The sequence below is a fragment of the Caballeronia sp. GAWG2-1 genome, from assembly GCF_023631405.1.
Taxonomy (GTDB): domain Bacteria; phylum Pseudomonadota; class Gammaproteobacteria; order Burkholderiales; family Burkholderiaceae; genus Caballeronia.
Window position 1 is genome coordinate 65145 of sequence record NZ_JALQDD010000029.1, and the last position, 24777, is coordinate 89921.

Consider the following 24777-nt stretch of genomic DNA (forward strand, 5'->3'; position numbering starts at 1 on the left):
TCAAACCGGCAGCACGGACGCCACCAGCGTCTGCGTATAAGGATGTTGCGGATCATCCAATACCTGATCCGTGAGACCGCTCTCCACCACGCGCCCGTCCTTCATCACCATCAACCGATGCGCGAGCAAGCGTGCCACGCCGATATCGTGCGTGACGATTACAGCGGCGAGATGCAGCTGGTTCGTCAAGGTACGCAGCAAGTCGAGCAGACGCGCCTGCACGGATACGTCGAGACCGGCGGTCGGTTCGTCCATGAAGACAAGTCGCGGCCCGGTCACGAGATTGCGCGCGATCTGCAAGCGCTGCTGCATCCCGCCCGAAAAAGCCGAAGGCAATTCGTCGATGCGCGCCGCATCGAGCTCGACACGGCCCATCCAGTCCGAAGCCGACTCGCGCAAACGGCCATAGTGGCGCGCGCCGATGGCCATCAACGGCTCGCCGATGTTCGCGCCCGCCGACACGTTGCGCCGCAATCCATCGCGTGCATTCTGATGCACGAAGCCCCATTCCGTGCGCGACAAAAGTCGCTTGCGTGGCTCGCTGAGCGTGAGCAGATCCAGCGTTTCGCCTTCACGCGTGGTGTAGTCGAGCGCACCTTCATCGATGCTGCTTCTGAGCGCAAGCGCGTTCAATAGAGTCGACTTGCCCGAACCCGACTCGCCCACGATGCACAACACTTCGCCCGGATAGACCGCGAGGTCCACATCGACGCAACCGCCGCGTCCGTCGTAGCGTTTGGTGAGTCCGCGCGCATTCAAGAGCGTCTTCATTGCGCCGCCTCCTTTGCCTCTTGCTCGTCGCGGCGGCTGTGACAATAGTCGCTATCGGAGCATACGAACATGCGCGCGCCTTCGTCGTCGACGATCATTTCATCGAGAAAGCTCTCACGCGACCCGCACAGCGCGCACGCATGGTCCCACTTCTGCACGCTGAATGGATGATCTTCGAAATCCAAACTCTTCACCTTCGTATAAGGCGGAATGGCGTAGATGCGCCGCTCGCGTCCCGCGCCGAAGAGTTGCAGCGCCGCGTTCATGTGCATCTTCGGATTGTCGAACTTCGGAATAGGCGAAGGCGCCGCGAGGTAGCGATCGTTCACCAGCACTGGATAATCGTAGGTCGTCGCAATGCTGCCGTGCTGCACGATATCCTCGTAATATTTCACGTTGATGAGACCGTAGTCCGCGAGCGCATGCAGTTTCCTGCACTCCGTCACGCGCGGCTCCAGCCTGTAGAGCGGTTCGGGCATCGGCACCTGGTACACGAGAATCTGCGCTTCCGTGAGCGGCGTTTCAGGAATGCGGTGACGTGTTTGCACGATGGTGGCGTCCGCGGTGCGCGTGGTCGTGGCCACGCCCGCCGTGCGCGCGAAGAAGCGGCGAATGTTGACCGCGTTGGTGGTTTCGTCGGAGCCCTGATCGATCACCTTGAGCGTATCGTCCGCGCCGATGATCGCCGACGTCACCTGCAAACCGCCCGTGCCCCAGCCATACGGCAGCGGCATTTCACGCGAGGCGAACGGCACCTGATGCCCCGGCACCGCAACGGCCTTGAGCAAGGCGCGACGAATCATGCGCTTGGTCTGCTCGTCCAGATAAGCGAAGTTATAACCTTCGGTCAGCGCGTTGTTCATGCCGTCTTCTCCTTGCCGTGCGATGCACGAAGTCGCCGCAGCAATTCTAGTTCCGACTGAAAGTCCACGTAATGCGGCAGTTTCAAGTGCTGCACGAAGCCCGATGCCTCGACGTTGTCGCTATGCGAGAGCACGAACTCGACATCCTGCGTGGGTGAGCCGATGCTCTCGCCCAACTCTTCCGCTCGCAAGGCACGATCGACGAGCGCCATGGCCATGGCCTTGCGCTCCGAATGCCCAAACGCGAGACCATAGCCTTGCGTGAACTTCGGTGGCACTTCGCCGCTGCCCGCGAACTGGTTGATCATCTGGCATTCGGAGATGTCGATATCGCCGATCTCCACGGCAAAACCGAGCTCATCGATATGCATTTCCACGGCCACTTCACCGTGACGAATCTCGCCTGCGAATGGATGGCTGTGCGCGTAGCCGCGCTGCGTGGCGTATCCCATTGCCAGCAGAAAGCCTTCGTCGCCGCGTGCAAGGTTTTGCAGACGCGTTGCACGATCAGCGGGAAACGCAAGCGGTTCGCGCGAGAGGTCGCCCGGCTCCGGTGAATCTTCCTGCGCGCGTTCCTGCTCGATCAGCCCTTCCTTGTTGAGCATCGACAACACGCGCGGCATATCGTTCGTGGCTTCGGCGTGGTCGCTGGAAGTCGTTGCATCCCTGATCACTTCCCCTTCGGCCAGCAAGCTGAAGTCGATCAGACGCTGGGTGTAATCGTAGGTGCCGCCCAGCATCTGCCCGCCCGGAATATCCTTGAACGCAGCGGAGATGCGCCGTTCCACGCACATCGCTGCCGTGTCCACAGGCAAGGTGTAGCCAAAGCGCGGCAACGTCGTGCGATACGCACGCAGCAGAAAAATCGCCTCGACCAGATCGCCTGCCGCCTGCTTGATGGCGAGCGCCGCGAGTTCTTCATCGTAGACCGAGCCTTCGGTCATCACGCGCGCCACCGCGAGACGCAACTGCTCGCGAATCTGCGCGACGCTCAGCTCGGGCACCTGCAAGTCACCGCGCCGATGCTTGGCGAGCACATCCCATGAACGTTCGATGGCTCTTTCGCCACCCTTCACCGCGACGTACATTAGTTCACCTCCACTTGCGTCGTGCGCGGCAAGCCGACGAGCGCGCCACCCGCCACGAAATAGCAATCCATGCCGCATGGAAACTGCGCGGTTAGCGCCGCGCGCTGTTGCAAGAAATCGCGCGTGAGTCCCGCAATGGCGACACTGCGCTTGTCTTCGATCCCCGGACCGCGCCACACGAGCGGCTCGCCTTCGGTCAACGAAGGCACGCTAATGAAAAGCGTCGCCGCATCTTCCGGCGTTTCCGGTTCGCCCGACGAGAAGGCATCGAGCGCGGGCAACGCGGCTGCATCGCCGAGATAGGCGAACGCGGCTTCGCTGTGATTCGGCGTGAGCGGCGCGCTTGCATGAAAGCGCAAGGCATCGCCGAATGCGGCGTTCCCGCCTTCGATGAATACAGGCGTCGAATAATCGGCGAGCGCCAGCAGCGAGGCGAAAGCTGCAAGCGGCACGCGGTGTGCAAGCGCATCGCGCATGGCGTGATTGTTCGGCAACGCGGCATCGATCGCGACGATGCTGCCCGGACGCGACAACGCTTCCAGCAAAGCGCGAAAGACGCGTTGGGCATCGTGCACCGGGTCGTTGAAGCCGGGCACGAGAGCGGCCATGTCTATCTGCATCATTCCCCTCTCACCATCGTAAAGAATTCGACCTTGGTCGTAGCCGCTTCCGCTTCCTTGCGGCGCCGTTCGTCGGCGAGACGCGCGGCCAACGGTGCGATCACTTCCGTCTGCAAGCGCTGCGCATGCGCGGGCGTCTGCAGCAACGCGTCGATCAGCGCTGCGAGCTTCGCGCGCTCCTTGTCGCGGCCCATATGCACCGCGACACCGACCGGCGCGCTGCCGTCTTCAGTATGCAAACGCAGCGTGGCGCGCGTGACGGTGGTCTCGCCGAGATTGAAGGCATCTCCCGAGCCGCCGATGCGCGCCCGCACCATTGCCAGGCCGATATCCGGCGCGCGCAACCAGTCGAAGCGCGGCACACTCATGCCTTCGAGCGCGGCCTGCAAACTCTCGCGCGGCGTGCGCGCCAGCACCGCCATCCATTCGCGGCGGTCGAACGAACGAGCCTCGTCGCGCGGCTCCTCTCTCTGACTCATGGCTTTCCCTGATGATTTGAACGTTGCGGGCATCTTAAGCTACGCGGCTTTCGTCTGGTCGTCTAGACGTCTGGATAAGTGGGCTTTCACATTTCCATCACCGTTTGCGCACTACAATGCCCAACAGCGATATTCAAACCGACGGGAATGACACCTACATGACATCGAACGAAAACGCGGCGCCGGGACACGCCGTCGAACGCGGCGCGGGGGTCGCGGTCTGGCGGCAGATCGAGCAAATACTCTCGGCGGAGATCGCCTCGAAGAGCTTCGGCGAGGAAGGCCGCCTGCCGAGCGAAGCGGAACTGGCGCGGCGCTTCGACGTGAATCGTCATACCGTGCGCCGCGCCATGCTGCGTCTTGCCGCAACGGGTCTCGTGAGCGTCGAACAGGGACGCGGCACGTTCGTGCAGCCTGGAGCGATCGACTATCAAATCGGCAGGCGCACGCGCTTCACGGAAAACATTCGCCGTCAGAAGCAGACGTCCACGGGCGTCGTGCTCTCTTCCGAACGCGTGAAGGCCGACCCTACCGTCGCGAAGGCGCTCGCTCTGCGTGCGGGCACGCTCGTCTATCAGCTCGAAACGCGTCATGACTCCGACGCCGTGCCGCTGACCTACGCACGCAACTGGTATCCCGCCGCGCGTTTTCCCGAGCTTCCCACGGTGATCGAAGCGACAGGCGGCATCACTGCGGCGCTCGCGGAGTTCGGCGTCAAGGACTATATGCGCAAGTGGAGCCGTATCGGAAGCGTGTTGCCTTCGTCGGATGTCGCGCGGCGCTTGCAGATCAACCGGCAGCAGCCGGTGCTGTGGGTCGAGAATGTGGATGTCGATGAACGCGGCGTGCCCGTCAAGTACGGCGTGACTCACTTCGCGGCAGACCGCGTGCAGTTGATGGTCGAGCACGATCTATGAGCGCTGCATGGAATGACGAAGCGCGCATCGCACTGTATTACGCGCCGCCTGCTGCATCCGCATGGTGGCGTGCTGGTTGCGAATGGCTCGGGCGCGATGCGGAAAGCGGCCTCTCGATGGAAACGGCAGCGCACGACATTACATGCGCGCCGCGCCGCTATGGTTGGCATGCGACCATCGTGCCGCCGTTCCATTGCGCGAGCGGCGCGCAACCTGCCGATGTGCTCGCGGCCGCGCGTGCCTGGGCGTCGTCGGTCACGCGCTTTGAGATGCCGGTGCGCGTAGCGGAAATGGGCCGCTTCGTGGCGTTGCGCGCATCGGAGGAAAGCGACGACGAACGCTTGCGCGCAATGGCCGCAAGCGCGCTGCAAGCGCTCGCAGCAGTGCGCGCAATGCCATCGGCAGGGGACATCGAGCGGCGCATTGTCGATGGCATGAGCGAGCGGCAAATCGCACTCGTACGTGAATGGGGCTATCCCTATGTCTTCGATGAATACCGCTTCCACATGACCGTCTGCGATTCGCTCGATGACACCCACGCGCGCGGTTCGGTCGTATCGGCATGGACACGCAAGATCGACACGCTCGGCGCGCTGCCTGTGCATGGCGCGGCGCTTTTCGTGGAAAGCGCACCGGGCGCGCCGTTCACCTTGTGGCAGCGGCTGCCGTTCAACAACGTACGGGAAGGGGCATGAGCCAGAACGACACACTCGATAGCGCACGACTCATCTATGTCATGGGCCCGTCGGGCGCGGGCAAGGACTCGCTGCTCGGCTTCGCGCGCGAACGCGTCGGCGCACGCGTGATGTTCGCGCATCGGTACATCACGCGTGCAGTCGGCGACGGCGAAAACCACATTGCGTTGACGCATGAAGAATTCAAGGCGCGTCTTTCGTATGGACTTTTCTCGATGCATTGGGAAAGTCACGGCCTGTGCTATGGCATTGGCATCGAAGTGGATGCATGGCTCGAACGCGGCAGACCGGTGGTCGTGAACGGTTCGCGTCAACACGCGGATGCCGCCCTCGCCCGCTATCCGCATGCATGCTTCGTTTATATCGATGCCGCGCCCGCGGTGCTGGCCGCGCGGTTAGCAAGGCGCGGACGTGAAGACGCCCGGCAGATCGAAGCGCGTCTTGCGCGCCGTCCTTCCCTCGAACTGCCCAGGCATGCGCGCGTGGTGAACATCGACAACTCCGGGCTTCTGGCCGACGCGGGCACGCAATTTCTCCGCGCTATAGAAGAGACCGGCTCATAATCGCCGGAACGTTTCTTGCGAACGCCCACGACATTCCTTCGATAAAAGATTACCTATGAAATCCGGACGATCGAAAGACACGTTGTCAGGCGTCACCGCCGAATCGCAGTTTCGCACCTATGCCTCACCGCTCGTTGAAGAAGCGCTGCAGCACGCGCATGAACTGGAACAGAGCGATGATGCCGAAACACTGCACAAGCTCAGGATAGCGCTACGGCGTCTGCGCAGTCTCTTTTGGGCGTATCGGCCGATCCTCGACGATGCCTTCGACGACAAGCAGCGCGCCCTCTTGCGTTATCTCGCGCAGGCAGCCGGCAGCACGCGCGATTGGGACATCCTGATCGAATTGATGAGCGAGCATGAAGACACGGATCTCGCGCAGGCATTGCGCGGCCATCGCGATGCAGCATTGAGGACTAGTAAAGCGACACTCAATAGCGCGGATATCAAGGGCGTCTTGCGCGAAGCCGTGGCGGAAGCCAACCGCGAACTCAACACTGCAGAAAAGCGCGTGGCTATCGAGCAATTCGCTTCTGACAGAGTTCGAAACGCGCGAAGACAATTGAAGAAACGCATCAAGCGCGCGCGGCAAGTGAAGCGCCCGGAATATGCCGCGCTGCACGAAGTGCGCAAAGCGGGTAAGAAAGTGCGCTATCTGATCGAGTTCTTCATGCCCCTGCTTGCCGAGAAGGAACGCGGTGGATTAAAACAGCTGAAGCGTCTGCAAAAGCATCTGGGCGCATTGAACGATGTCGTTGCAAGCCGCGATCTCCTCGACAAGAGCGACGCCTTGCCCAATGCCGCCGCCGCGAAGCCAGCCTTGCGTACTTTGAAGAAGCAACAAAAGCGCCGCATGAAGCAGGCGCTCAAGTCGCTTCGATAACGCCTTCTAGATCACGCGCTCGCGCACCCATCCCGACGCCAGATCGATCAGCGATACGATCACCACGACGATCAGCATGACCGCTGCGGTCTGCGCATAGTTGAACGAGCGGATGGCCTCGTAAAGCACTACGCCGATACCACCCGCGCCAACCATGCCGACGACCATCGCCGAGCGCACGTTCGACTCGAATCGATACAGCGCGAACGAAATCCACAGCGGCAGCACTTGAGGCAACACGCCATACACGATCTCGTCGAGACTACTCGCTCCCGTGGCGCGCACGCCTTCGGCGGGACGCGCATCCACCGCTTCGACCGCTTCGGCGAAGAGCTTCGCCAGCACGCCCGTGGTATGCACCCACAGCGCGAGCACGCCTGCAAACGGCCCCAGCCCGACCGCGACGATGAACAGCATGGCGAAGACCATCTCGTTGATCGCGCGGCACGCGTCCATGAGCCGCCGCACTGGTTGCGCGATCCACACCGGCGCGATGTTCTGCGCCGACAGCAAGCCGCACGGCACCGCGCAAATGAGCGCGAGCGCCGTGCCCCAGACAGCGACGGCGAGCGTCACGATCATCTCGTGCGCGTACGTGCGCCATTCCGTGAAGTCGGGCGGAAAGAAGTCGCGCGCGAACTGACTCATGTTGCCGGATGCGCCGAGCAGATCGAGCGGACGCATGTCCGCGCTTTGCCACGACGCGCCGAGCACGGCGATAAGCACGATCCAGCCGAGCATCGACACCCAGCTACGCTTGCCGCGCGGCGCTTGCATAGGCGCTTCCTCGGGCCTGCTCACGCCCGCGGCAAAGGTCGAGATATCGAGCGGCTTCATCACTTCGCCGCCGAGCCATCGAGCGCGGACAACTGCTGATCGAGCGATGCGATTTGCGCTTTCTTGTCGGCGTCATCCAGATGAGCGTTGTTCTGCACCTGTTCCTTCTTCTGAAAGAGCGCCATCTGACGAATGGGCACGAGCTGCGCATTGGACGATGCCGCGAAGCCCGAATAGCCGGAGATCGCCGTCATCACGGACTGTTCGCGCGGGTCCTTTTCGCCGTAGTGAATGAAGAAGTTCAGCAGCTTGTCCTTCGTTGTCTGCGGCAGATCGCGACGCCACACGAGCGGGTCTGACGCGATGAGCGGCGACTTCCACAGCACACGCACCTTCGGATATAGCTCGGGATGCTGCGTCTTGATGGTGTCGAGCATGTCGGTGTTGTTGGTCGCGACATCGATCTTGTCGTTGACGACCGCGAGCATGTTGGCTTCATGGCTCGAAGGCAACACGCTCTTGAACGAGGTCTTCGCCGAAAGCCCGTTCTTCGCGAAGAGATAATATGAAGGCACCAGCGTGCCGGAAGTGGAGTTCGGATCGCCGAAGCCCAAATTGATATCGTGGCTGTTCTTCAGCACCTGATCGACGCTCTTCCACTTGCTGTTGGCGTTCGTGATAAGCACGGAGTAGTAGCCCGCCTCGCCGCTCTTGTACTTGACCTTCGCAAAGACTTCGCCGTTGGAGCGGTCCACCGCTTCGATGGCGGACGCGTTGCCGAAGAAGCCGATCTGCACCTTGTTGAAGCGCATTGCTTCGATAATGCCCGCATAGTCCGTGGCGAAATACGCCTTCACATCGAGACCGGTCTGTTTGTTCAGATCGTCGATGAGCGGTTGCCAGCGTTGCTTGAGCGCCGACGAAGAATCCGTCGAGATGATGCCGAAGCTGAGCGTATCGGCAAAGGCCACCGAGTTCAGGAAGCATGACGCGAGTGCCGCGCCGGCCAGGAAGGTACGGGCTGATTTCATGGAGATGCGGTCCGTAGTTTGATTGCGATTCAGGATGTGGCGACAGAGGCAAAAATCGCGGAGAGATGTTCACGCTCGTCGTGATCGGCCAGCAATTCAGCGGCGGCCGCGCCGTACAGTTCGCGCAACAGCATGGGCGTGAGCTTCGCGGATGCGCCGTCGTAGACCACGCGGCCATCGCGCAAGGCAACCGTGCGCGTGCAGTACTTCATCGCTATGTCGATCTGATGCAGCGACACGATCACCGTGAGTTTGTGATCGCGATTTAGCGACTGCATGAGCTCCATCACGCGCCGCGCAGATTCAGGATCGAGCGAGGCAATTGGTTCATCCGCGAGCACGATGCGCGCACGCTGCACGAGTGCACGCGCGAGCGCCGCACGTTGCTGCTGTCCGCCCGACAGGTTGCTCGCGCGTTCGAGCGCATGTTCGCCAATACCCATCGCGGTAAGCGAGCCCATCGCCAGCGCGCGTTCGTCGCGCGGAAAACGCCCTGAGAGACGCCGCCATAGCGACACACGCGTAAGCGCGCCGATGAGTACGTTGGTGATTACCGAAAGACGTCCCACCAGATTGAACTGTTGAAACACGAAGGCGACATCGCGACGAATGGCGCGCACTTCACGCACGATCTTGCCGTTCTGCTGAATCGGCCTGCCGAGCAGCGTCACATGCGAGGGCGCCGCATCCGATGCGATAAAGCCCGCGATATGGCGCAAGAGCGTCGATTTGCCCGAGCCCGACGCACCGATGAGCGCGACCATTTCGCCCTCTTCCACGCGCAGATCGACGGCATCAAGCGCCTTGCGGCCATTGCGAAACGTCTTGGTGAGACGCTCGATACGAATTGCGTCCATGGCTTTCCTCGTCTGCCGCTGTAACGTTGGGCAAATTCTAGAAAGGCAACATGACGAGAAAGTGACGCTGATGAGACGTCTAGATGAATACATCACCTGGCGCGTGCGGCCGGGAGTTTATTCTTCGAGAAACCACGTGCCTTGGCACTCGGTGCGAATGAAATCCGCAAGCAGTTTGACGCGTGCGACATCGCGCGTTTCGGCAAGCGTCACGAGCCAGTAAGAGCGACTCAGCGCAATTTGATCCGCAAAAAGCCGCACCAGGTTCGGTTCCCTGCGCGCCATGAAACACGGCAGCACGCCGAGACCCACGCCGCCCGCGACGGCGGCCGTCTGACTGATCACGTTGGAGATGCGAATGGTCGGTGTGAGCGTGCTCGATACCTGCGGCAGATAGTTCAGTTCAGCGGACCACATCTGATCCTCGACATAGCCGACCCACGGATGCGTGAGCAGATCGCGACGCGCGACGATAGCCGCATGTGTCGCGAGATATTCGCGCGCGGCATAGACGCCCAACGCATAGTCCGTGAGCTTGTGCGCATAGACGCGCCCTTGCGCCGGCCGCGTCATGCTGACAGCGAGATCGGCTTCGCGCTTCGAAAGACTGAACATGCGCGGATTCGCGATCAATTCGATCTCGAGTTGCGGATGCATGGCCGAGAGCTTGGAAATACGCGGCGCGAGAAAGTAAGTACCGAAGCCTTCCGGCGTGCCGATGCGTACGCTTCCCGTCAGACCAATGGACGCATCTTCGAGCCGATGCCGCATGTGCAATGCAAGGCTCTCCATGCCTTCCGCATCGCTTAGTACGCGTTCGCCTTCGGGGGTCAGCACAAACCCTAAGGAACTGCGGTCGAACAGTCGCACACCGAGTGCGGTTTCAAGCGCAGCCACACGCCGGCTCAGGGTCGAATGATCCACGCCCATTTGCTGCGCGGCCACGGTGAGCCTGCCCGCGCGCGAAATGGCGAGAAATGCCTGAATGTCGTCCCAGTCGAAACCACGCATGAGGATTTCTGCACAGAGCGATTGCCGATTTGCCCATTCTATTGCAAGAAACACGCTGCTATCTTTTCTTCAACTCTGCGAACGCGGAGCAGACGATGCGGCTCGATCGTCACGACACTAAAGCCTGAATGGAGACAAACAGCATGTCGCTCATTGCGAAACTCAAGGCGCGCGCGCAGGAAGGCAAGCCGGTCAAGGTCGGCCTGATCGGTGCGGGCAAATTCGGTTCGATGTATCTCTCGCAAGCGCCGCGCACGCCCGGCATTCATCTCACCGGCGTGGCCGATCTCTCGCCCGAGCGCGCGCGTGCCGCGCTCAAACGTGTGGGCTGGGATGAGGCGCGTTATTCGGCGGCATCGTGGAACGAAGCCATCGGCAACGGCTCGACCTATATCACCGACGACGCCGATGCCATGATCGCAAGCGATCATGTCGATATCGTGATCGATGCAACGGGCAGTCCCGCCGCGGGCATTCATCACGCGCTGCTGTGCTGCAAGCATCGCAAGCACATCGTCATGGTGAACGTGGAAGCCGATGTGCTCGCAGGCCCGCTGCTCGCACGCCGCGCACGAGAGGCGGGCATCATCTATTCGATGGCTTCGGGCGATCAACCCGCGCTCATCGCGGAACTCGTGGACTGGGCACGCACCATCGGCTTCGATGTGATCTGCGCGGGCAAGGGCACGAAGTATCTGCCGATCTACCATCAGTCGACGCCCGATACCGTGTGGGGCCATTACGGCTTCACCGAGGAACAGGTCGGCTCCGGCGACTTCAACGCGCAGATGTTCAACTCGTTTCTCGACGGCACCAAGTCCGCACTCGAGATGGCCGCTGTTTCCAACGGATGCGATCTGCGTCCGCCCGCCGACGGCCTCGCGTTCCCCGCATGCGGCGTGGACGATCTGCCAAGCGTGCTGCGTCCCGCATCGGAAGGCGGGATCCTGCCGCATCGCGGTAGCGTGGAAGTAGTGTCGTCGCTGGAACGCGATGGGCGGCCCGTGTTCCGCGATCTACGCTGGGGCGTCTACGTCGTTATCGAAGCCCCCACGGACTACGTGCGCGACTGCTTCTCGCAGTACGGTCTCAAGACCGACAGCACGGGTCGCTTCGCCGCCATGTACAAGCCGTATCACCTGATCGGCCTGGAACTGGGCCAGTCGATCGCGAGCATCGCCGTGCGTGGCGAAGCAACCGGCGCGACAACTGGCTTTCATGGCGATGTCGCCGCCACCGCGAAGCGCGATCTGCGCGCGGGCGAGCGGCTCGACGGCGAAGGCGGCCACACCGTGTACGGCAAACTGATGCCCGCTGCGGACTCGTTGCTGCTGGGTGCGTTGCCTATCGGCCTTGCGCACAACATGGTGCTGCAACGCGCCGTGCCTGCGGGACAACCCGTGCGCTGGAGCGATGTGGCATTCGACGCAAGCAAGGAAGCCGTGCGGGTACGACGCGAGATGGAAGAATTCTTTCGCGCCGAGATGAAGCTTGAACTACCGTCGCAAAAGCTCGCGAGCTAGTTCATCGATGAAGACATTTTGATCCGCGGCACGCCCGGTCCATCTCATGGTCCGGGCGTTCGCCATCTCTAAACGCCCGGCAAAGGGCGACGGAGGAGACATGAGCCAAATCAGCGAAACTCTCGGCGTTACGCAAGCAGGCAGTGCGGACGTCTACCGCAAGATCACGTGGCGCATCATGCCGTTCATCGTGCTCTGCTATCTCTGCAACTATCTGGACCGCGTCAACGTGGGCTTCGCGAAGCTGCAGATGCTTTCCGATCTCGGCTTTTCGGATGCGGTGTATGGCCTCGGTGCCGGTATCTTCTTTATCGGCTACTTCATCTTCGAGGTGCCCAGCAATCTCATCCTGCATCGCGTGGGCGCGCGGCGCTGGATTGCGCGCATCATGATCACGTGGGCGATCGTTTCGGCGCTCACGCTCGTGGTCAAGACGCCGTTTCAGTTCTATCTCGTGCGCTTCTTTCTCGGCATCGCGGAAGCGGGTTTCTCACCGGGCATCATGCTGTATCTGACGTACTGGTTCCCGGCGAGAAAACGCGGCTTCGCCTATGGTGTGTACTACATCGCCATTCCGCTTGCCGGCATCGTGGGGGGTCCGTTGTCGGGCTGGATACTGACCGCGTTCAAGCATTCGGCCGTGATGTCGGCGTGGCAATGGCTGTTCCTCATCGAAGCAATTCCAGCGTTTATCGTGGGTTTCGCCGTGCTCTTCATGATGGTCGACAAGCCAAGCAAGGCACGCTGGCTCACCGACGACGAGAAGCGTCTCGTGACGCAAGCAGTCGAGCGCGAGGAAGGCGACAAGACCGCGCACCACGACGCCCGCGCGTTCCTTTCCGACCGCAACATCTGGAAGCTTGCCGGCGTTTACTTCTGCCAGATCATCGGCCTCTATGGCATCAGCTTCTGGCTGCCGTCGATCATCAAGGACACAGGGCTCAAGAACGTCGAAGTGATCGGCTGGCTCTCGGCGATTCCGTATATCGTCGCGATTCCCGCGATCATTCTCACGGGCATCAGCGCCGACAAGTTCCGCTCCCGGCGCATGCACTTTTCCATTGCGCTCGTGATCGGTGCAATAGGCTTTGCGGCAAGCGGATACGTGGGACAGCAACCCGTGCTTGCGGTCATTGCGTTGAGTGTGGCGGCCGCTGGAATCTTGTCCGCGCTGTCGCTGTTCTGGGGCATTCCGGCTGCGTTTCTTGCGGGAACCTCGGCGGCGGCGGGCATTGCAGGAATCAATTGCGTAGGCAATCTCGCGGGTTTCGTGTCGCCGTATATGGTCGGGTGGCTCAATGTCACGACGCATAACAACAGCATCGGACTTTATGCGGTTGCAGTGTTCATGGTGATCGGCGCATTCGCGGTGCGTTCGATTTCCGGGAAGCTAGCGGATCATTGAAATCGAGCGACGAACGAGCCGCCTGCCGTTTTCAACGAACATGGCAGGCGGCCGTGCTTTTTGCAACGCTGCAAGGGCCGGCGCGCGTCGATAAAATGGGTGCATGACCGACTCGTCTTCACAATCCTCGAGCACGCCGTCGCGCGCACCCGAACACGACCTGCCGCTGCACACGCCCAGCACCGCATCGCTCGGCGTGGCGGCCGCCATCGCCATGATTGCGTGGCTCGCGCTGGCGGCGCAGACGGATATCACCATCGCGCGCATGGTCGGACGCGGCTTTACCGTGATCGACGGCATTGCGCGTACCACCAGTTATCTCACCAACCTCACGGTGTTCTTGACGGCGTTATGCTTCACCTGCGTGGCCATACGCGCGAACGCGCCCATTGCGCGCTTCTTTCGTCAACCGACGGTGGTAACGGCGGTGGTCGTGTATATCGTGTTCGTGGGCATTGCCTATAACGCGTTGTTGCGATGGCTATGGACGCCATCGGGTTATCGTGCGCTCGTCAATGAATCGCTGCATACGGTCGTGCCCGCGCTCGCTGCGCTTTACTGGGTGCTCTTCGTGCCGCGCTTTCATCTGTCATTGCGGCGCTGCGCCTTATGGCTCGTCTATCCGCTCTGCTATCTCTTCATTACGTTATGGCGCGGCAGTGCATCCGACTTCTATCCCTACTGGTTCATCAACGTGGCGGAACTCGGTTACGAGCGCGTGTTCTTCAACTCGGCCATGCTAGTCGCCAGCTTTCTGATTCTGATGAGCGTATTCATCGTCATCAATCACAGACGCCAGGACTTGCGCATATCCGACCCCGACATGGAATCGGACGACACGGGCCCATCGCGTTAGTCACGATTCACGAACAGATCGGCGACGAATGCGGCAGTCAACGCCAGCGCGCCGCATGCGAAGATCAGCGCGTAGTTGTTATGCGTATGCGAGAAGAGAAACGAGTAGCCATAGCCGCCGACCGCCTGAAAGAGCGCGAACGCCGAAGTCGCGCGACTCCATGAGGCGCGCTGCTCCGCGTGATCGTGCGGCAGCAATTCATGCACGCGGCCCAGTGCAAGCGGCACGATACCGGGCGTGAAGAGCCCGAGAATCACGGTCGCAAGGCCGATCACATAGGCATGGCCCGACATCGCGAGCAGCGCGGCTGCAGCCGCCTGCACGATCAACGCGTAGCGGTACGCGCGGCCAAAGCCGATCCGGTCGCCCAGATTTCCGCAGATGAGCGGCCCGAAGATAGCCGCTACGCCATACAGCACCCAATAGCTCGCACCGACGCCGGCGCCGCGTCCGATCCCTCGCGCGATATAGTCGACGAGCAGAATCATCGCGGGCACGAGACCCAGTGCGTTCGCCGCGTATTGCGCGTAAAGCAGGCGCAGACGCGTGCCGTCATGACGCGCGCCGTGCGCCTCCTTGGCCACGGCAGGCACGGGAGGATTCGTCGATGGCCAGCCGAACCAAGCGACAGCCGTCAACACGAGCGAGAACACGCCGAGTCCGATCCACGTCGCCTGCAAGCCGTAATGCAGCAGCCGCGGAATGAGCGTGCCCGATGCCGCGATGCCGAAGCCCAGCCCGAAGAAGATCATGCCGCTTGCAAAGCCGCGCCGTGCGGGCGCGATATGCGGAAGGATCGTGGTTGCGACGAGCACCATGATCGCGCCGCCCGAAAGTCCCGAAAGAAAGCGCCAGCCGAAGAACCAGGCAATCGACAACGGAAACGCGCATGCGAAAAACGCGGCCGTGGCAATGGCCATCAAGAGGCGCAACGCGAGCCGGTTGCCGAGCGTCGATGCCATGGACCTGCCGAACAACGCGCCCGCGAGATAGCCCGCGAAATTGGCTGCACCCAACGTCACGGCTTGCGACGACGTGAACCAATGCGCTTCGATAAGCGGTGGAATGAGCGGCGTATAAGCGAAGCGCGCGAGACCTATTGCGACGAGACTCGCGCAGAAGCCCGCGAGCATGGCGTAGATGGAACGCATGTCGAGTGAATCCGATTGACCGGCGCGTAAGGCCGACGCTTGATCCTGCATGATGTTGACTCCCGGAGCGAATGGCGTGACGTGTGTTCTACCGCGTGGCGAACTTCGCACGCATTGGCGGAAGTTTCAGCAGCATGAGCGTGGGAGCGACAGCCGCCACGAGCAGCTTCGGCTGAGGATCGATACGCGCCAGCACGCGCACGCCGAGAAGCACGGCGAGCAGACTCGTGGCGGCATCGGTTGCGGACATCATGCGTTCGATCTCGCCGCTTTTGAACGCGGCGGAAAGACAGCGCTCGAAGAAGCCGCGTAACAACTCGACTTCCTTCGCGATGAGTTCGTGAAACGCCTCGTCCTCGAGCGGCGCCGCGAGCGCGGCATTGACCAGCATGCAGCCACGCCGGTGTTCATCCGATACCGAGCGCTCGACGATCTCGCCAAAGAAGCCTGCAACGGCGTGCGCAGGCGTGCAAGTGGCTTCGAGACGCTCGATACGCTCGCGCAACGTATGTTCGAGATAATGATCGAGCGCGCGCAAAAAGAGCGCGCGCTTGTCGCCGAACGCGTTGTAAAGGCTCGGTTGCGTGAGACCCGTCAGTTGCACGAGGTCACGTGTGGACGTACCCTCATAGCCGTGCGTCCAGAATGCTTCGGCTATGGTGTTCAGCACATCGTCTTCGTCGAAATTGCGCGGTCGCGCCATGATGCAGGCTCCATTCCATGGTTGCGTCACGTTTTATATCGGACGCCACAGAACGAATTATATATCGATGGATACAAAACCTGCTTGAACCGTCGTCCAACAAAAAAAAGCCGGCGAAGCGCCGGCTTTTTCGTATGCGGAAAAACAACCGTGCTGTCAGGCGTCTTTCGTGTCGAACATCAGCAGCTCGACGCCCGCCTGCGCGAAATTCGCCAAGTCGCCGGCGGTCTTCTGGCCTTCAGGCGACCCGAGCGCGGACTCGATCGCTTCGAGCGATTCGAATTCGAGCAGCGCGACGAGGTAATACGGCGACTCGCCTTGCGCGGTAGCAACCGGCCCCGTGCTGATCTGGTAACTCTTTAGCCCCGGCAACGTCTTCGCAAGCGGCGCGTGCGTGGAGGCGTAGTAGTCGTCGAATGCCTTCGTATCGGACGGATTCTTGTAAAGCGCAACGAGCTGGGCCATCGTCTTGTCTCCTGAGTGTTTGTCTTGAACAACAATGCGTTACTGCTTCTCCAACTGTAGATAGATACGTTGCACGTTCTGCGGCTGCGCTATGCCATAGAGCTTGTAGCCGCGAAAGGCGGGCAAGTCGACGGTATGCATGGCCTCGGTCAGTCCCATGCCGCTCCGATATGCGCGTCTGACCGCGCTGTCGAGTTCGCGCAGATAAAGGCCTGTCTGCATGATGTCGTCGTTGCTCAACGGCGGTCCGAACGCCGGAACGATAGTCTTCGATTCGAGTCCGCGCAGATTCTCCAGCGCCGCGAGCCAGCCATGAATGTCCTCGTTGCGCAGTTCGGGGATGCGCCCGTTCGAGATCAGACTACCCGCGAACAACACGCCGCTTTGCGTATCGAGCACGGCCAGATCGCCTGGCGTGCTTGCCGGTCCGAAGTGCAGCAATTGCAGCTTGCGATCGCCATTCACGACTTCCGTGGTGCCTTCCACCGTTCGGTCGGGAACCGTGACGCGCGAGCCTGCCATCTCGTCTTCACCGAGGGTCTTTCGCAGGTTCGCGAGACAGATTGGGCAACGTTCCCGGATCAACCGAGCCGTGCGGTAATGCGCGAGAATCGGCACACCCTGATCGCGGAACGCCGCCGCGCCAAAAACGAACTCCGGTCCTTGATGCGTGATGATCACGAGCGTGACGGGTAGCGGCGTGACTTTGCGAATGGCTTCGATCATCGCGCGTCCGTAGCGGTACGAAGCTCCCGTATCGATTACCGTCACGCCGCTCGGTCCCACGATAAAGCCGTTGTTCGCGACCATGCCGTGATTCGCGGGCGCGACAGCATCGCCGTCACCGATAAACGCATACACGCCCGGCGCCACTGCGACGGGCGCGGGCATGCCGCTCATCGCCGCATGAACGACGGCGCAAAATGCGAGGAACAACGCACCGATGAGCGCACGCAAGCCGCGCCCCATCATTTCATGGCCGAGGTTTGCGTGCCCGATTGCGTCGTGATCGCAACCTCGCCGTCGAACCGCTTGTTCTTCGTGTCTTCAATAGCGACCTTCAATTCACCGTTTTCCGTCGGCAGAAAATAGAAGCGGAAGTTGGGGTTCTCGCTGATCGAGAAATTCACGTTGGCGGTCATCACGGGCTTGCCGCCATAAGTCACGGCAACCTTGCGCACGAAGTACGCGGTCGCATAGTTGCGCGTGACCTGATCCATCGCCATGCCGGTGCGATTAGGATGGCGCACCATCAATTGCGCGAGTTCGGGCTTGCCCGCAATAGGGGCGCCTTCCGCCTGCAAACGTACCTGACCCGCCGCGCGTTCGGCCGCGTCTTCGTCCTTGCCCGCAGGCGCGGAGCAACCACCCGATGCCTTGATGAAACGCACCGCGCTATACAGATGTCCATCGTTCGTTTCGGCGATGGCACGCATGAACGTGTAATCCTCTACCCGCACCCGTGTCTCGATGCTGGCAAGTCCGGAGTCTGGCGTGAACTCGAAAGAACCGGCGTAGGGCTCGGGATTTTCGTCGATGAAGAGATAAATCTTCTTGATGTAATGCGTGCTCGTCTGCGGAAACTGCGCGCTGATCGCAATGGGTACGACGGCGGCATCGGCGGCGCGTTTGGGTGCATCGAACTTGATGACGGCATCGCCTTTCGTGTCGATCGGCCGCCCTTTGAACGCGCCTTCCTTGAAGTCGAGCCAGCGCGCCACCTTGTCTGGATCGTCGTCGGGTTGCGCCGCATGCGAAGCGTAAGGCGCAAACATGGTGAGCGCCGCGACAAACCCTAAGCCTGCGCGTGCGCCAAGCCTGATCGTCTTCATGGTGTCCTCCTTTGCTGCAACGCGGCGTGCGCCGCTACTGCTCCCACTCCAGTTCAGCATAGACAGCGGTGACGTTGCGCGCGTGATAGGCATCGTAGAGCCGCCACTTGTCGCGCTCGCCGAGACCGATGGTATCCACGGCCTGCTGAATCGTTTCGCCGCGCTTGATGGCCGCACGCACATCGCGCGCCAAATTCGCGAGGTACTGTTGCTCGTCGTCGAGCGAGCGCGGATACGGCGCGTCCAGGTCGCCATGACCGGGTACGACATGCCGCGGATTCATCTGCTTAATGCGGGCGATATTGTCAAGCCAACCGGTCACGCTGCCATCCACCACGGGAATGCAATGCACGAAAAGCAGGTCGCCTAGCCACAGCGTGCCGCTCTTCTCATCGTATACCGTCATGTCGTTGTTGGTGTGCGCTGTTTTCCAAGTTTGCAGCGTGAGCGTGCGCCCGCCGAGATCGAGCGTGGACGTGCCGTCTATCGTCATCGTCGGTGCAATGATTTCGCTGCCGGTCGCTTCATCGCCCAGTTCGCGTTTCAGCGCACGCAGGTAGTTCTCCGCGCGCAATGCCTCCGCCTGCGCAAGCTTGGCGCTGCCCACGTATTGCGGATGGTCGTCCTTGAAGGCCGCATTCCCGAAGATATGATCCGGGTGCATGTGCGTATTGATCACGTAGCAGACGGGCAAGGGCGTCACCCTGCGCACCGCCGCGCGCAATGCGCGCCCTTCTGCGAGCGTGCCGCCGGTATCGACCACAGCCACACAACGCTCGCCGACGATGAAGCCGACGTTCGCAATATCGCCGCCGTTCGCAGGCGTGGCACGCTCGTCGTGTCCGCGATGCACGTAGTTCCCCGGCGCGAGTTCCTTCACCGTAAACGAGGCCTCTGCAAACGCATGTGCCGATGCCGCGCACAGCACCAGGAACGCGGCGAAGCGTAAAGCAGCGCTCATCGGACCTTGTCCGCATCGGCGAGACGTTTTGTTCGGCGCAGGCCGAACTGTTCGTACTCGCGCTCGAGGAAAGGCTCGGCGTGTTCGAGAAGAAAGCGCCGAAACGCAAGGCACGTCGGCGAGAGTTGCTTCGAGCGCGAATGCACGAGTTGCCATGTACGTTCGACGGGCGTGCCGTTCACGTCGAGCACGGCGATCTCACCCGTGCGCAATTCGAGCCCCAAGGTATGCAACGAAATGAGGCTCACGCCCATGCCCGCCATCACGGCCTGCTTGATGGTCTCGTTGCTGCCGAGCGTGACGCTGCGCGATGGCGTGAAGAGGTTCTGCCTAAACACGTGCTCGGCGACGGCGCGTGTGCCGGAACCAGGTTCGCGCAGGAGGAAAGTATCGTTGGCAAGCTCCTGCAGATCGAAGCGTCGCGCGGTTTTCAGCGGATGCGAAAGCGGCGCGATGATCACATGCGGATGGTAAGCAAGCGGCTCTGCAGTCGTGCCGAGTTCGGGCGGCGGGCGGCCCATGATGGCAAGGTCGGTCGCGTTGTCCTGCAGGAGCCTCAACAAGGTCTCGCGATTACCGACCGAAAAACGCACATCGACCTTGGGAAACTGCTGCGAATACAGCGCGAGCAACTTGGGCGCGAAGTAAGTCGCGGAACTCACGATACTCACCGCAATCGATCCGCTGTCGGCTTGCGTGAGTGACATCATCGCGTCTTCGGCGTCCTTGATCTCACCGAGAATTCTGCTTGCATGATGCGAGAGGCGTTCGCCCGCTTCCGTCAGCGAAAGACGCCGCGCCACGCGTTCGAAGAGCGGCAAGCCGACCGCCTCTTCCAGTTGCCTGATCTGCATGGATACCGCGGGCTGCGTCAGATGCAGTTCCTCCGCTGCACGTGCGAAGCTCGGACAGCGCGTCGCTATCACGAAGATCTGCAACTGGCGCAAGGTGAGAGAGCGGATGAAGTTCACAGCGGCGTATCCGTGAGGCGTTCCTGAACGATTTAGCGGCTTGCCTCGGCGCTCGTGCAATCCACCTCAACGACTGGCCCGTGGCGCGTTGCCGACCTTTCCTCCCGGCGTGGCCATGTTCTTGAGCGCGCCCGAATAAGCGACCGTTTCCTTCTGCAGCGGATGCGCGAAGTCGTTCCCCGCGCCCGGCACTTCGGTGCGAATCAAGACGACATGTCCGGGAACATCATCGGCAACGACGAAGGTGTAGCGCTTGTTCGTGTATTGCTGCAGACGTTCTGCATTGGGATCGTTGAGGAAGGGCTGAATGACGATCTGCTTCGCTTTCACGTTCCTGGCCAGCCCGAGCGCCTCGCCGGAAACAGGCGTAATTGCCGGGTTTGCCGCAAGCGCCAGTCTCACGCGCTGCTGAAAGTAGCGACGCTGCCCGCCCGTCAACTCCTGCATCTCCGTGATGTCATGCTCCAGAAAATAGATGATCACCGGATTGCACGGCAGCCCCCCTGGCACGTCCACATTGCCCGTGCGATCGGACACGCGCGCATCGTTCTTCGTGTTGCCCTTGCTCACCACGAGCACGCGGACCGTGTCCTTGACCTTCGCCGGCGGCCCGGAAAAATCCACCGCATAGTCGAGCTCGGTTTGCTGATCCACGCCATCCAGATGCGGCTCCATGAACAGCAAGCGTTCGGCTGGCGCAATCTCGGTGGCAGGCGCGGAAGCAGGCGGTGTATCCGCCGCGAACGAGGCCGGCGGCATCAGCGAGACGAAGCCGCCAAGCGCGCAGGCGAGGGCAATACCTCGAATGTCGAACCTCATTGCGTGGAGGCCGGCTGCAGCGGCTGCAGCGGCAGCAACGGAACCTGATAGCTCGTCAGTATCTGATCGATCTTCGGCTGGTTCGACGCAATCCAGTTATCCACCTTGTCGCGCCATGCTTTTTCGCCGTAACGCACGCCCATTGAAATTTCATAATCGAAGCGAATGCCGGGTTGCGGTGCGAACGGCACGAGGCGCGCCTTGTTATCCGAGAGCTTCACGAAATAGCCTGCAATCGGGCCCCAGACGAAGGCGGCATCGACATTGCCTTGCGACAGATCATGCTCGATCATCTCGCCGGGAAAGGCGTCGGGATCGCCGCTTTGCCCCTGATACGACACCGCCTGTTCGATCAGATTGTGTTGCAACAGCCAGTCAGTCGCGGGACTCTTCACGAAGATGCCGAGCTTCATCTTCTTCAACTGATCCGGCGGCAGATTCATGAGATCGGCCGGCGACTTGATGCTGGCGTACTCCGGCCGGTTCGGGAACACCATGGCATAGGTCGAGTGCAGATAAGGGCGCGTGGTCGCGGTGAGTTCATAACCTTTGGGCACGCCGATAATCAGATCGCACTTGAACTGATCCGTGCTCGGTGCCTTGTCGCGCAGCGTATTGCGCACGAATCCCATGCGTTGCGGATAAAACGTGTATTCGAGCTTGTAGCCGAAGTCGCTTGCCATCTGGCTTGCGATCTTGTTCTCGAAGCCTTCGCCCTTCTGATTCGACAAAGGCATGTTGTTCGGATCCGCGCACACGCGCAGCACGCCGTCCGCGCCGTCGTTGTTAGGCAAGTTCGGCGGCGGTGTACCCGCGCCCTGCGCGAAGACCGTTTGCGCCGTGAACGCGAGCAACGCCGCGCATACCGTGTTCGATACGGCCGGGAATCGGAACGAAGCGGCGCGGCTTCCATTACGATCTGACATCGATACCTCCGGGTTCAAATGCAACTTCATGCAACATCGGACAAGCAACGAACGCAATCACTTCGCATCGAGCGCTTGTAAATCGCCCGGATTGATCTTGCCGTCTGAGCGTCCCTTCAGATACGCAAAGAGATTCTCCCAGTTTTTCTGCATCATCTGGCTCGCGCTGAAATCGGGCATACCCTTATCCACGCGTCCGCCAAACACGGTGCGATGAAACTCGTTCTTGTCCAACGTCTTGAAAGCATCGACGAGCGACGGGCCGACGAGACCCTCCTGCTTCGCCCCGTGACAACGTTCGCACGCGAGCGCGCGCCAGGTACGCCATCCTTGCAGCGTATCGGCATCGACCTTGTTGCCATCGACGACCTTGTACGCCACGGGCTTCATTTGTCCCGGACTCGTCTGGGCAAACGAAGCGCTGGACGCCGCGAGCGCAATCGACAGCAGCAAGAGTGATCGGCCTTTCATTCGCTTGTCTCCTTGAATATCTCGTATGTGGGGTTTTCACGCGCGGCGGACTCCCTGACCGCCGCGCGTCATTACGCTTCGAATCGAACTAGTTGCAGGCTAACGAAACGGCTGATACGTAATCAGCCCGCGCTGCCCGGAATGGCAAACACGAAGAGCGTGCCGCCGAGTGCCGTGTACTTTGCAAGCTCACGATAGCCGCCCACCGCGCCCAGGCCTTCCGCCGACTTTTCGAGTCCCGCTGCCATGCCGATGCCAGCCCAGCCGCCGATGCCCGAATACACGCCGATGAACTGCTTGCCTTGGTACTGATAGGTGAACACGTTGCCGATGATCCCGGACGGCGTCTTGAACTTCCACAGTTCCTTGCCGTCCTTGATACGCACGGCCTTGATGTAGCCTTCGAGCGTGCCGTAGAACGCCACGCCGCCAGCGGTTGCGAGCGCGCCGGACCACACCGAGAACTTCTCCGTCTTGGACCATGCGATCTTGCCCTTCGACGCATCCCACGCGATGAAGTTACCCATCGCGCCGTTCTCGTTCGGACCAGGGAACATCGAGAGCGTGGCGCCGACGAACGGCTGACCCGACACGTAGTCGACCTGGAACGGCTCGTAGTCCATGCAGACGTGGTTCGTCGGCACGAGGAACAGGCTCGAATTCGGATCGAATGCGGCGGGTTGCTGGTCTTTCGAGCCCAACGCCGCCGGGCAGATGCCCTTGACGTTGTGATCGGGACCGGCTGCCTGCGTGGAGTAGCTGGCGTTACGAATCGGCAGGCCGCTCTTCAGATCGACGCTATTGGCCCAGTTCACCGCCGGGTCGTACTTCTGCGCCACGAGCAGTTCGCCGCTTTCTCGATTGAGCGTATAGCCGAAACCGTTACGGTCGAAGTGAACGATCGCCGGCGTCTTCTTGCCGTTGATGTTCAGGTCCGACAGGATCATTTCGTTGACGCCGTCATAGTCCCACTCGTCGTGAGGCGTCATTTGATAGACCCACTTCGCCTTGCCGGTATTCAGGTCGCGCGCGAAGATCGACATCGACCATTTGTTGTCGCCGGGTCGTTGCGTCGGGTTCCACGTGCCGGGGTTGCCTGTACCGTAGTAGACAAGGTTGAGCTTCGGGTCCCATGCATACCAGCCCCATGTGGTCCCGCCGCCATACTTCCACTGATCGCCCTGCCAGCTCTTGAGCGACGAGTCCGCACCGATGGGCGCCATCTTGCCGTCGGTCCAGGTCATCGTTTGCTGCGGGTCCATCAGCATCTCATTGTCGGGCCCGGTGCTGTAGGCCTTCCAGACTTCCTTGCCGTCCTTGATGTTGTAGGCAATGAGCCGGCCGCGAACACCGAACTCGCCGCCGGAGATGCCCGTCAACACCTTGTCGCCGAAGACGTGCGGCGCGTTGGTGTTGGTTTCGCCTTTCTTCGCATCGCCGTTTTGCGCGGTCCATACGACGTCGCCGGTCTTGGCGTCGAGCGCGACGAGCTTCGTGTCGGCTTGCTGCAGGAAGATCTTGCCGTCGCCATATGCGAGACCACGGTTGACCGTATCGCAGCACATCACCGAGATGACCTGATTGTCTTGCTTCGGCTGGTATTGCCAGATGAACGTCTGGTCCTTCAGACTGATGGCGATAACCTTGTTGGGAAACGGCGAATGGATATACATCGTGTCGCCGATGACGAGCGGCGAGCCTTCATGGCCTCGCAGCACACCGGTGGACATGGTCCAGGCAACCTGTAGCTTGCCGACGTTGTTCTCGTTGATTTGCTTGAGCGTGCTATAGCGGTGATTGGAATAATCGCCCGCTTGCGCCGCCCAGTTCGAAGGATTCTTGATTGCGGTGTCGAGTTGCGAATCAGCCTGCGCCACGTACGAATTGAGGCCTGCCGTTGCGACCACCGCCAGTCCAAGAACCAGGGTGCGTAAGTTCATGTCTCCTCCAGAATGATGATGCCTCCGACCCGGGAATGACCACGCTACCGTTTGCATCGTGCGCGCCTTCTGAATGCAGGTAACGAGATTCGCTTGTGCCCCGGTACATTGCCGGGATCTTGCGTGACCGGGCATTTGCATATTCCATGCCGGTTTGCGAACGCTTGTTTTGTGGCGTGCGAATGGCGGCGTGCGACAC

27 protein-coding genes are annotated in these 24777 nt (G+C 61.0%); 7 read left to right on the plus strand and 20 right to left on the minus strand.

Features of this window, described 5'->3' with window-relative positions:
- From phnK to phnG, 5 genes are read right to left on the minus strand one after another with little or no spacing between them, the layout of a single operon-like run.
- Positions 1–771: a phosphonate C-P lyase system protein PhnK gene (gene phnK, locus NCR98_RS19420; protein ID WP_250527005.1), complete on the minus strand. Its 771-nt coding sequence runs from the start codon at positions 769–771 to the stop codon at positions 1–3.
- On the minus strand, positions 768–1634 hold the full coding sequence (locus NCR98_RS19425; RefSeq protein ID WP_244828776.1) for an alpha-D-ribose 1-methylphosphonate 5-phosphate C-P-lyase PhnJ: 867 nt from the start codon (positions 1632–1634) through the stop codon (positions 768–770). Before NCR98_RS19425 ends, phnK begins: the two co-directional genes overlap by 4 nt.
- A complete protein-coding gene (locus tag NCR98_RS19430; protein WP_250527006.1) occupies positions 1631–2722 on the minus strand; it encodes a carbon-phosphorus lyase complex subunit in 1092 nt (363 codons plus the stop codon). The genes NCR98_RS19425 and NCR98_RS19430 overlap by 4 nt, the downstream gene beginning before the upstream one ends.
- On the minus strand, positions 2722–3345 hold the full coding sequence (gene phnH, locus NCR98_RS19435) for a phosphonate C-P lyase system protein PhnH (RefSeq protein ID WP_250527007.1): 624 nt from the start codon (positions 3343–3345) through the stop codon (positions 2722–2724). The genes NCR98_RS19430 and phnH overlap by 1 nt, the downstream gene beginning before the upstream one ends.
- Positions 3342–3821 (minus strand): phosphonate C-P lyase system protein PhnG, encoded by a 480-nt coding sequence (gene phnG / locus NCR98_RS19440; RefSeq protein WP_250527008.1) that lies wholly within the window; start codon positions 3819–3821, stop codon positions 3342–3344. The genes phnH and phnG overlap by 4 nt, the downstream gene beginning before the upstream one ends.
- A 158-nt stretch (positions 3822–3979) precedes the next feature.
- On the opposite strand from phnG, the gene phnF reads away from it, so the two are divergent.
- Genes phnF through NCR98_RS19460 form a run of 4 tightly spaced genes read left to right on the plus strand, consistent with a single transcriptional unit; the run spans position 3980 to position 6879 of the window.
- Positions 3980–4738 carry a phosphonate metabolism transcriptional regulator PhnF gene (phnF, locus tag NCR98_RS19445; protein ID WP_250467518.1) on the plus strand — a complete coding sequence of 253 codons (759 nt, stop codon included), beginning with the start codon at positions 3980–3982 and terminating at the stop codon, positions 4736–4738.
- A complete protein-coding gene (locus tag NCR98_RS19450; protein WP_250527009.1) occupies positions 4735–5433 on the plus strand; it encodes a DUF1045 domain-containing protein in 699 nt (232 codons plus the stop codon). Before phnF ends, NCR98_RS19450 begins: the two co-directional genes overlap by 4 nt.
- A complete protein-coding gene (gene phnN, locus NCR98_RS19455) occupies positions 5430–5996 on the plus strand; it encodes a phosphonate metabolism protein/1,5-bisphosphokinase (PRPP-forming) PhnN (RefSeq protein WP_250527010.1) in 567 nt (188 codons plus the stop codon). Before NCR98_RS19450 ends, phnN begins: the two co-directional genes overlap by 4 nt.
- Before the next feature lie 55 nt (positions 5997–6051).
- Entirely contained in the window at positions 6052–6879 is an 828-nt protein-coding gene (locus NCR98_RS19460) for a CHAD domain-containing protein (RefSeq protein WP_250527011.1), read from the plus strand.
- A gap of 6 nt (positions 6880–6885) precedes the next feature.
- Here NCR98_RS19460 and phnE read toward each other — a convergent pair whose 3' ends face one another.
- The 4 genes from phnE to NCR98_RS19480 form a co-directional block, all read right to left on the minus strand.
- Entirely contained in the window at positions 6886–7656 is a 771-nt protein-coding gene (gene phnE, locus NCR98_RS19465) for a phosphonate ABC transporter, permease protein PhnE (RefSeq protein ID WP_250467704.1), read from the minus strand.
- Positions 7657–7715: 59 nt separating this feature from the next.
- Positions 7716–8687: a phosphonate ABC transporter substrate-binding protein gene (phnD, locus tag NCR98_RS19470; protein ID WP_250467521.1), complete on the minus strand. Its 972-nt coding sequence runs from the start codon at positions 8685–8687 to the stop codon at positions 7716–7718.
- 29 nt (positions 8688–8716) lie between these two features.
- Positions 8717–9544: a phosphonate ABC transporter ATP-binding protein gene (phnC, locus tag NCR98_RS19475; RefSeq protein WP_250527012.1), complete on the minus strand. Its 828-nt coding sequence runs from the start codon at positions 9542–9544 to the stop codon at positions 8717–8719.
- A gap of 117 nt (positions 9545–9661) precedes the next feature.
- A complete protein-coding gene (locus NCR98_RS19480) occupies positions 9662–10555 on the minus strand; it encodes a LysR family transcriptional regulator (RefSeq protein ID WP_250493732.1) in 894 nt (297 codons plus the stop codon).
- Between the two features lie 143 nt (positions 10556–10698).
- Here NCR98_RS19480 and NCR98_RS19485 point away from each other — a divergent pair, with 143 nt between their 5' ends.
- From NCR98_RS19485 to NCR98_RS19495, 3 genes are all read left to right on the plus strand, one after another.
- Positions 10699–12078, plus strand: a complete 1380-nt coding sequence (locus tag NCR98_RS19485) for an NAD(P)H-dependent oxidoreductase (RefSeq protein ID WP_250527013.1) — start codon at positions 10699–10701, stop codon at positions 12076–12078.
- Between the two features lie 100 nt (positions 12079–12178).
- On the plus strand, positions 12179–13483 hold the full coding sequence (locus NCR98_RS19490; protein WP_244828789.1) for an MFS transporter: 1305 nt from the start codon (positions 12179–12181) through the stop codon (positions 13481–13483).
- Positions 13484–13586: 103 nt separating this feature from the next.
- Entirely contained in the window at positions 13587–14339 is a 753-nt protein-coding gene (locus NCR98_RS19495) for a Pr6Pr family membrane protein (protein WP_250467525.1), read from the plus strand.
- On the opposite strand, the gene NCR98_RS19500 is transcribed toward NCR98_RS19495, so the two are convergent.
- The 11 genes from NCR98_RS19500 to NCR98_RS19550 all read right to left on the minus strand — a co-directional run bounded on the left by NCR98_RS19500 (position 14336) and on the right by NCR98_RS19550 (position 24578).
- Entirely contained in the window at positions 14336–15541 is a 1206-nt protein-coding gene (locus tag NCR98_RS19500; RefSeq protein ID WP_250527014.1) for a YbfB/YjiJ family MFS transporter, read from the minus strand. The two genes, NCR98_RS19495 and NCR98_RS19500, sit on opposite strands and share 4 nt — an antisense overlap.
- A gap of 37 nt (positions 15542–15578) precedes the next feature.
- The gene (locus NCR98_RS19505; protein ID WP_250527015.1) at positions 15579–16193 is read right to left on the minus strand and encodes a TetR/AcrR family transcriptional regulator; all 615 of its coding nucleotides are present in this window, start codon (positions 16191–16193) and stop codon (positions 15579–15581) included.
- A gap of 156 nt (positions 16194–16349) precedes the next feature.
- On the minus strand, positions 16350–16658 hold the full coding sequence (locus NCR98_RS19510) for an EthD family reductase (RefSeq protein WP_244828793.1): 309 nt from the start codon (positions 16656–16658) through the stop codon (positions 16350–16352).
- A gap of 39 nt (positions 16659–16697) precedes the next feature.
- Entirely contained in the window at positions 16698–17615 is a 918-nt protein-coding gene (locus NCR98_RS19515; protein ID WP_250527016.1) for an MBL fold metallo-hydrolase, read from the minus strand.
- An 11-nt stretch (positions 17616–17626) separates the two neighbouring features.
- Positions 17627–18490 carry a quinoprotein dehydrogenase-associated SoxYZ-like carrier gene (locus NCR98_RS19520; RefSeq protein ID WP_250467528.1) on the minus strand — a complete coding sequence of 288 codons (864 nt, stop codon included), beginning with the start codon at positions 18488–18490 and terminating at the stop codon, positions 17627–17629.
- 34 nt (positions 18491–18524) lie between these two features.
- Positions 18525–19451 carry a quinoprotein relay system zinc metallohydrolase 2 gene (locus NCR98_RS19525; protein ID WP_250527017.1) on the minus strand — a complete coding sequence of 309 codons (927 nt, stop codon included), beginning with the start codon at positions 19449–19451 and terminating at the stop codon, positions 18525–18527.
- Positions 19448–20422, minus strand: coding sequence for a LysR family transcriptional regulator (locus NCR98_RS19530; RefSeq protein WP_244828797.1), 975 nt, complete (start codon positions 20420–20422; stop codon positions 19448–19450). Before NCR98_RS19530 ends, NCR98_RS19525 begins: the two co-directional genes overlap by 4 nt.
- Positions 20423–20488: 66 nt before the next feature.
- Positions 20489–21241: a hypothetical protein gene (locus NCR98_RS19535; RefSeq protein WP_409015165.1), complete on the minus strand. Its 753-nt coding sequence runs from the start codon at positions 21239–21241 to the stop codon at positions 20489–20491.
- Positions 21238–22167 carry a substrate-binding domain-containing protein gene (locus tag NCR98_RS19540; RefSeq protein ID WP_250467531.1) on the minus strand — a complete coding sequence of 310 codons (930 nt, stop codon included), beginning with the start codon at positions 22165–22167 and terminating at the stop codon, positions 21238–21240. The genes NCR98_RS19535 and NCR98_RS19540 overlap by 4 nt, the downstream gene beginning before the upstream one ends.
- Positions 22168–22224: 57 nt before the next feature.
- Complete coding sequence (locus NCR98_RS19545; RefSeq protein WP_244828799.1) at positions 22225–22638, minus strand: c-type cytochrome; 414 nt, start codon at positions 22636–22638, stop codon at positions 22225–22227.
- A 122-nt stretch (positions 22639–22760) separates the two neighbouring features.
- Positions 22761–24578, minus strand: coding sequence for a methanol/ethanol family PQQ-dependent dehydrogenase (locus NCR98_RS19550; protein WP_244828800.1), 1818 nt, complete (start codon positions 24576–24578; stop codon positions 22761–22763).
- Between the last annotated feature and the right edge of the window lie 199 nt (positions 24579–24777).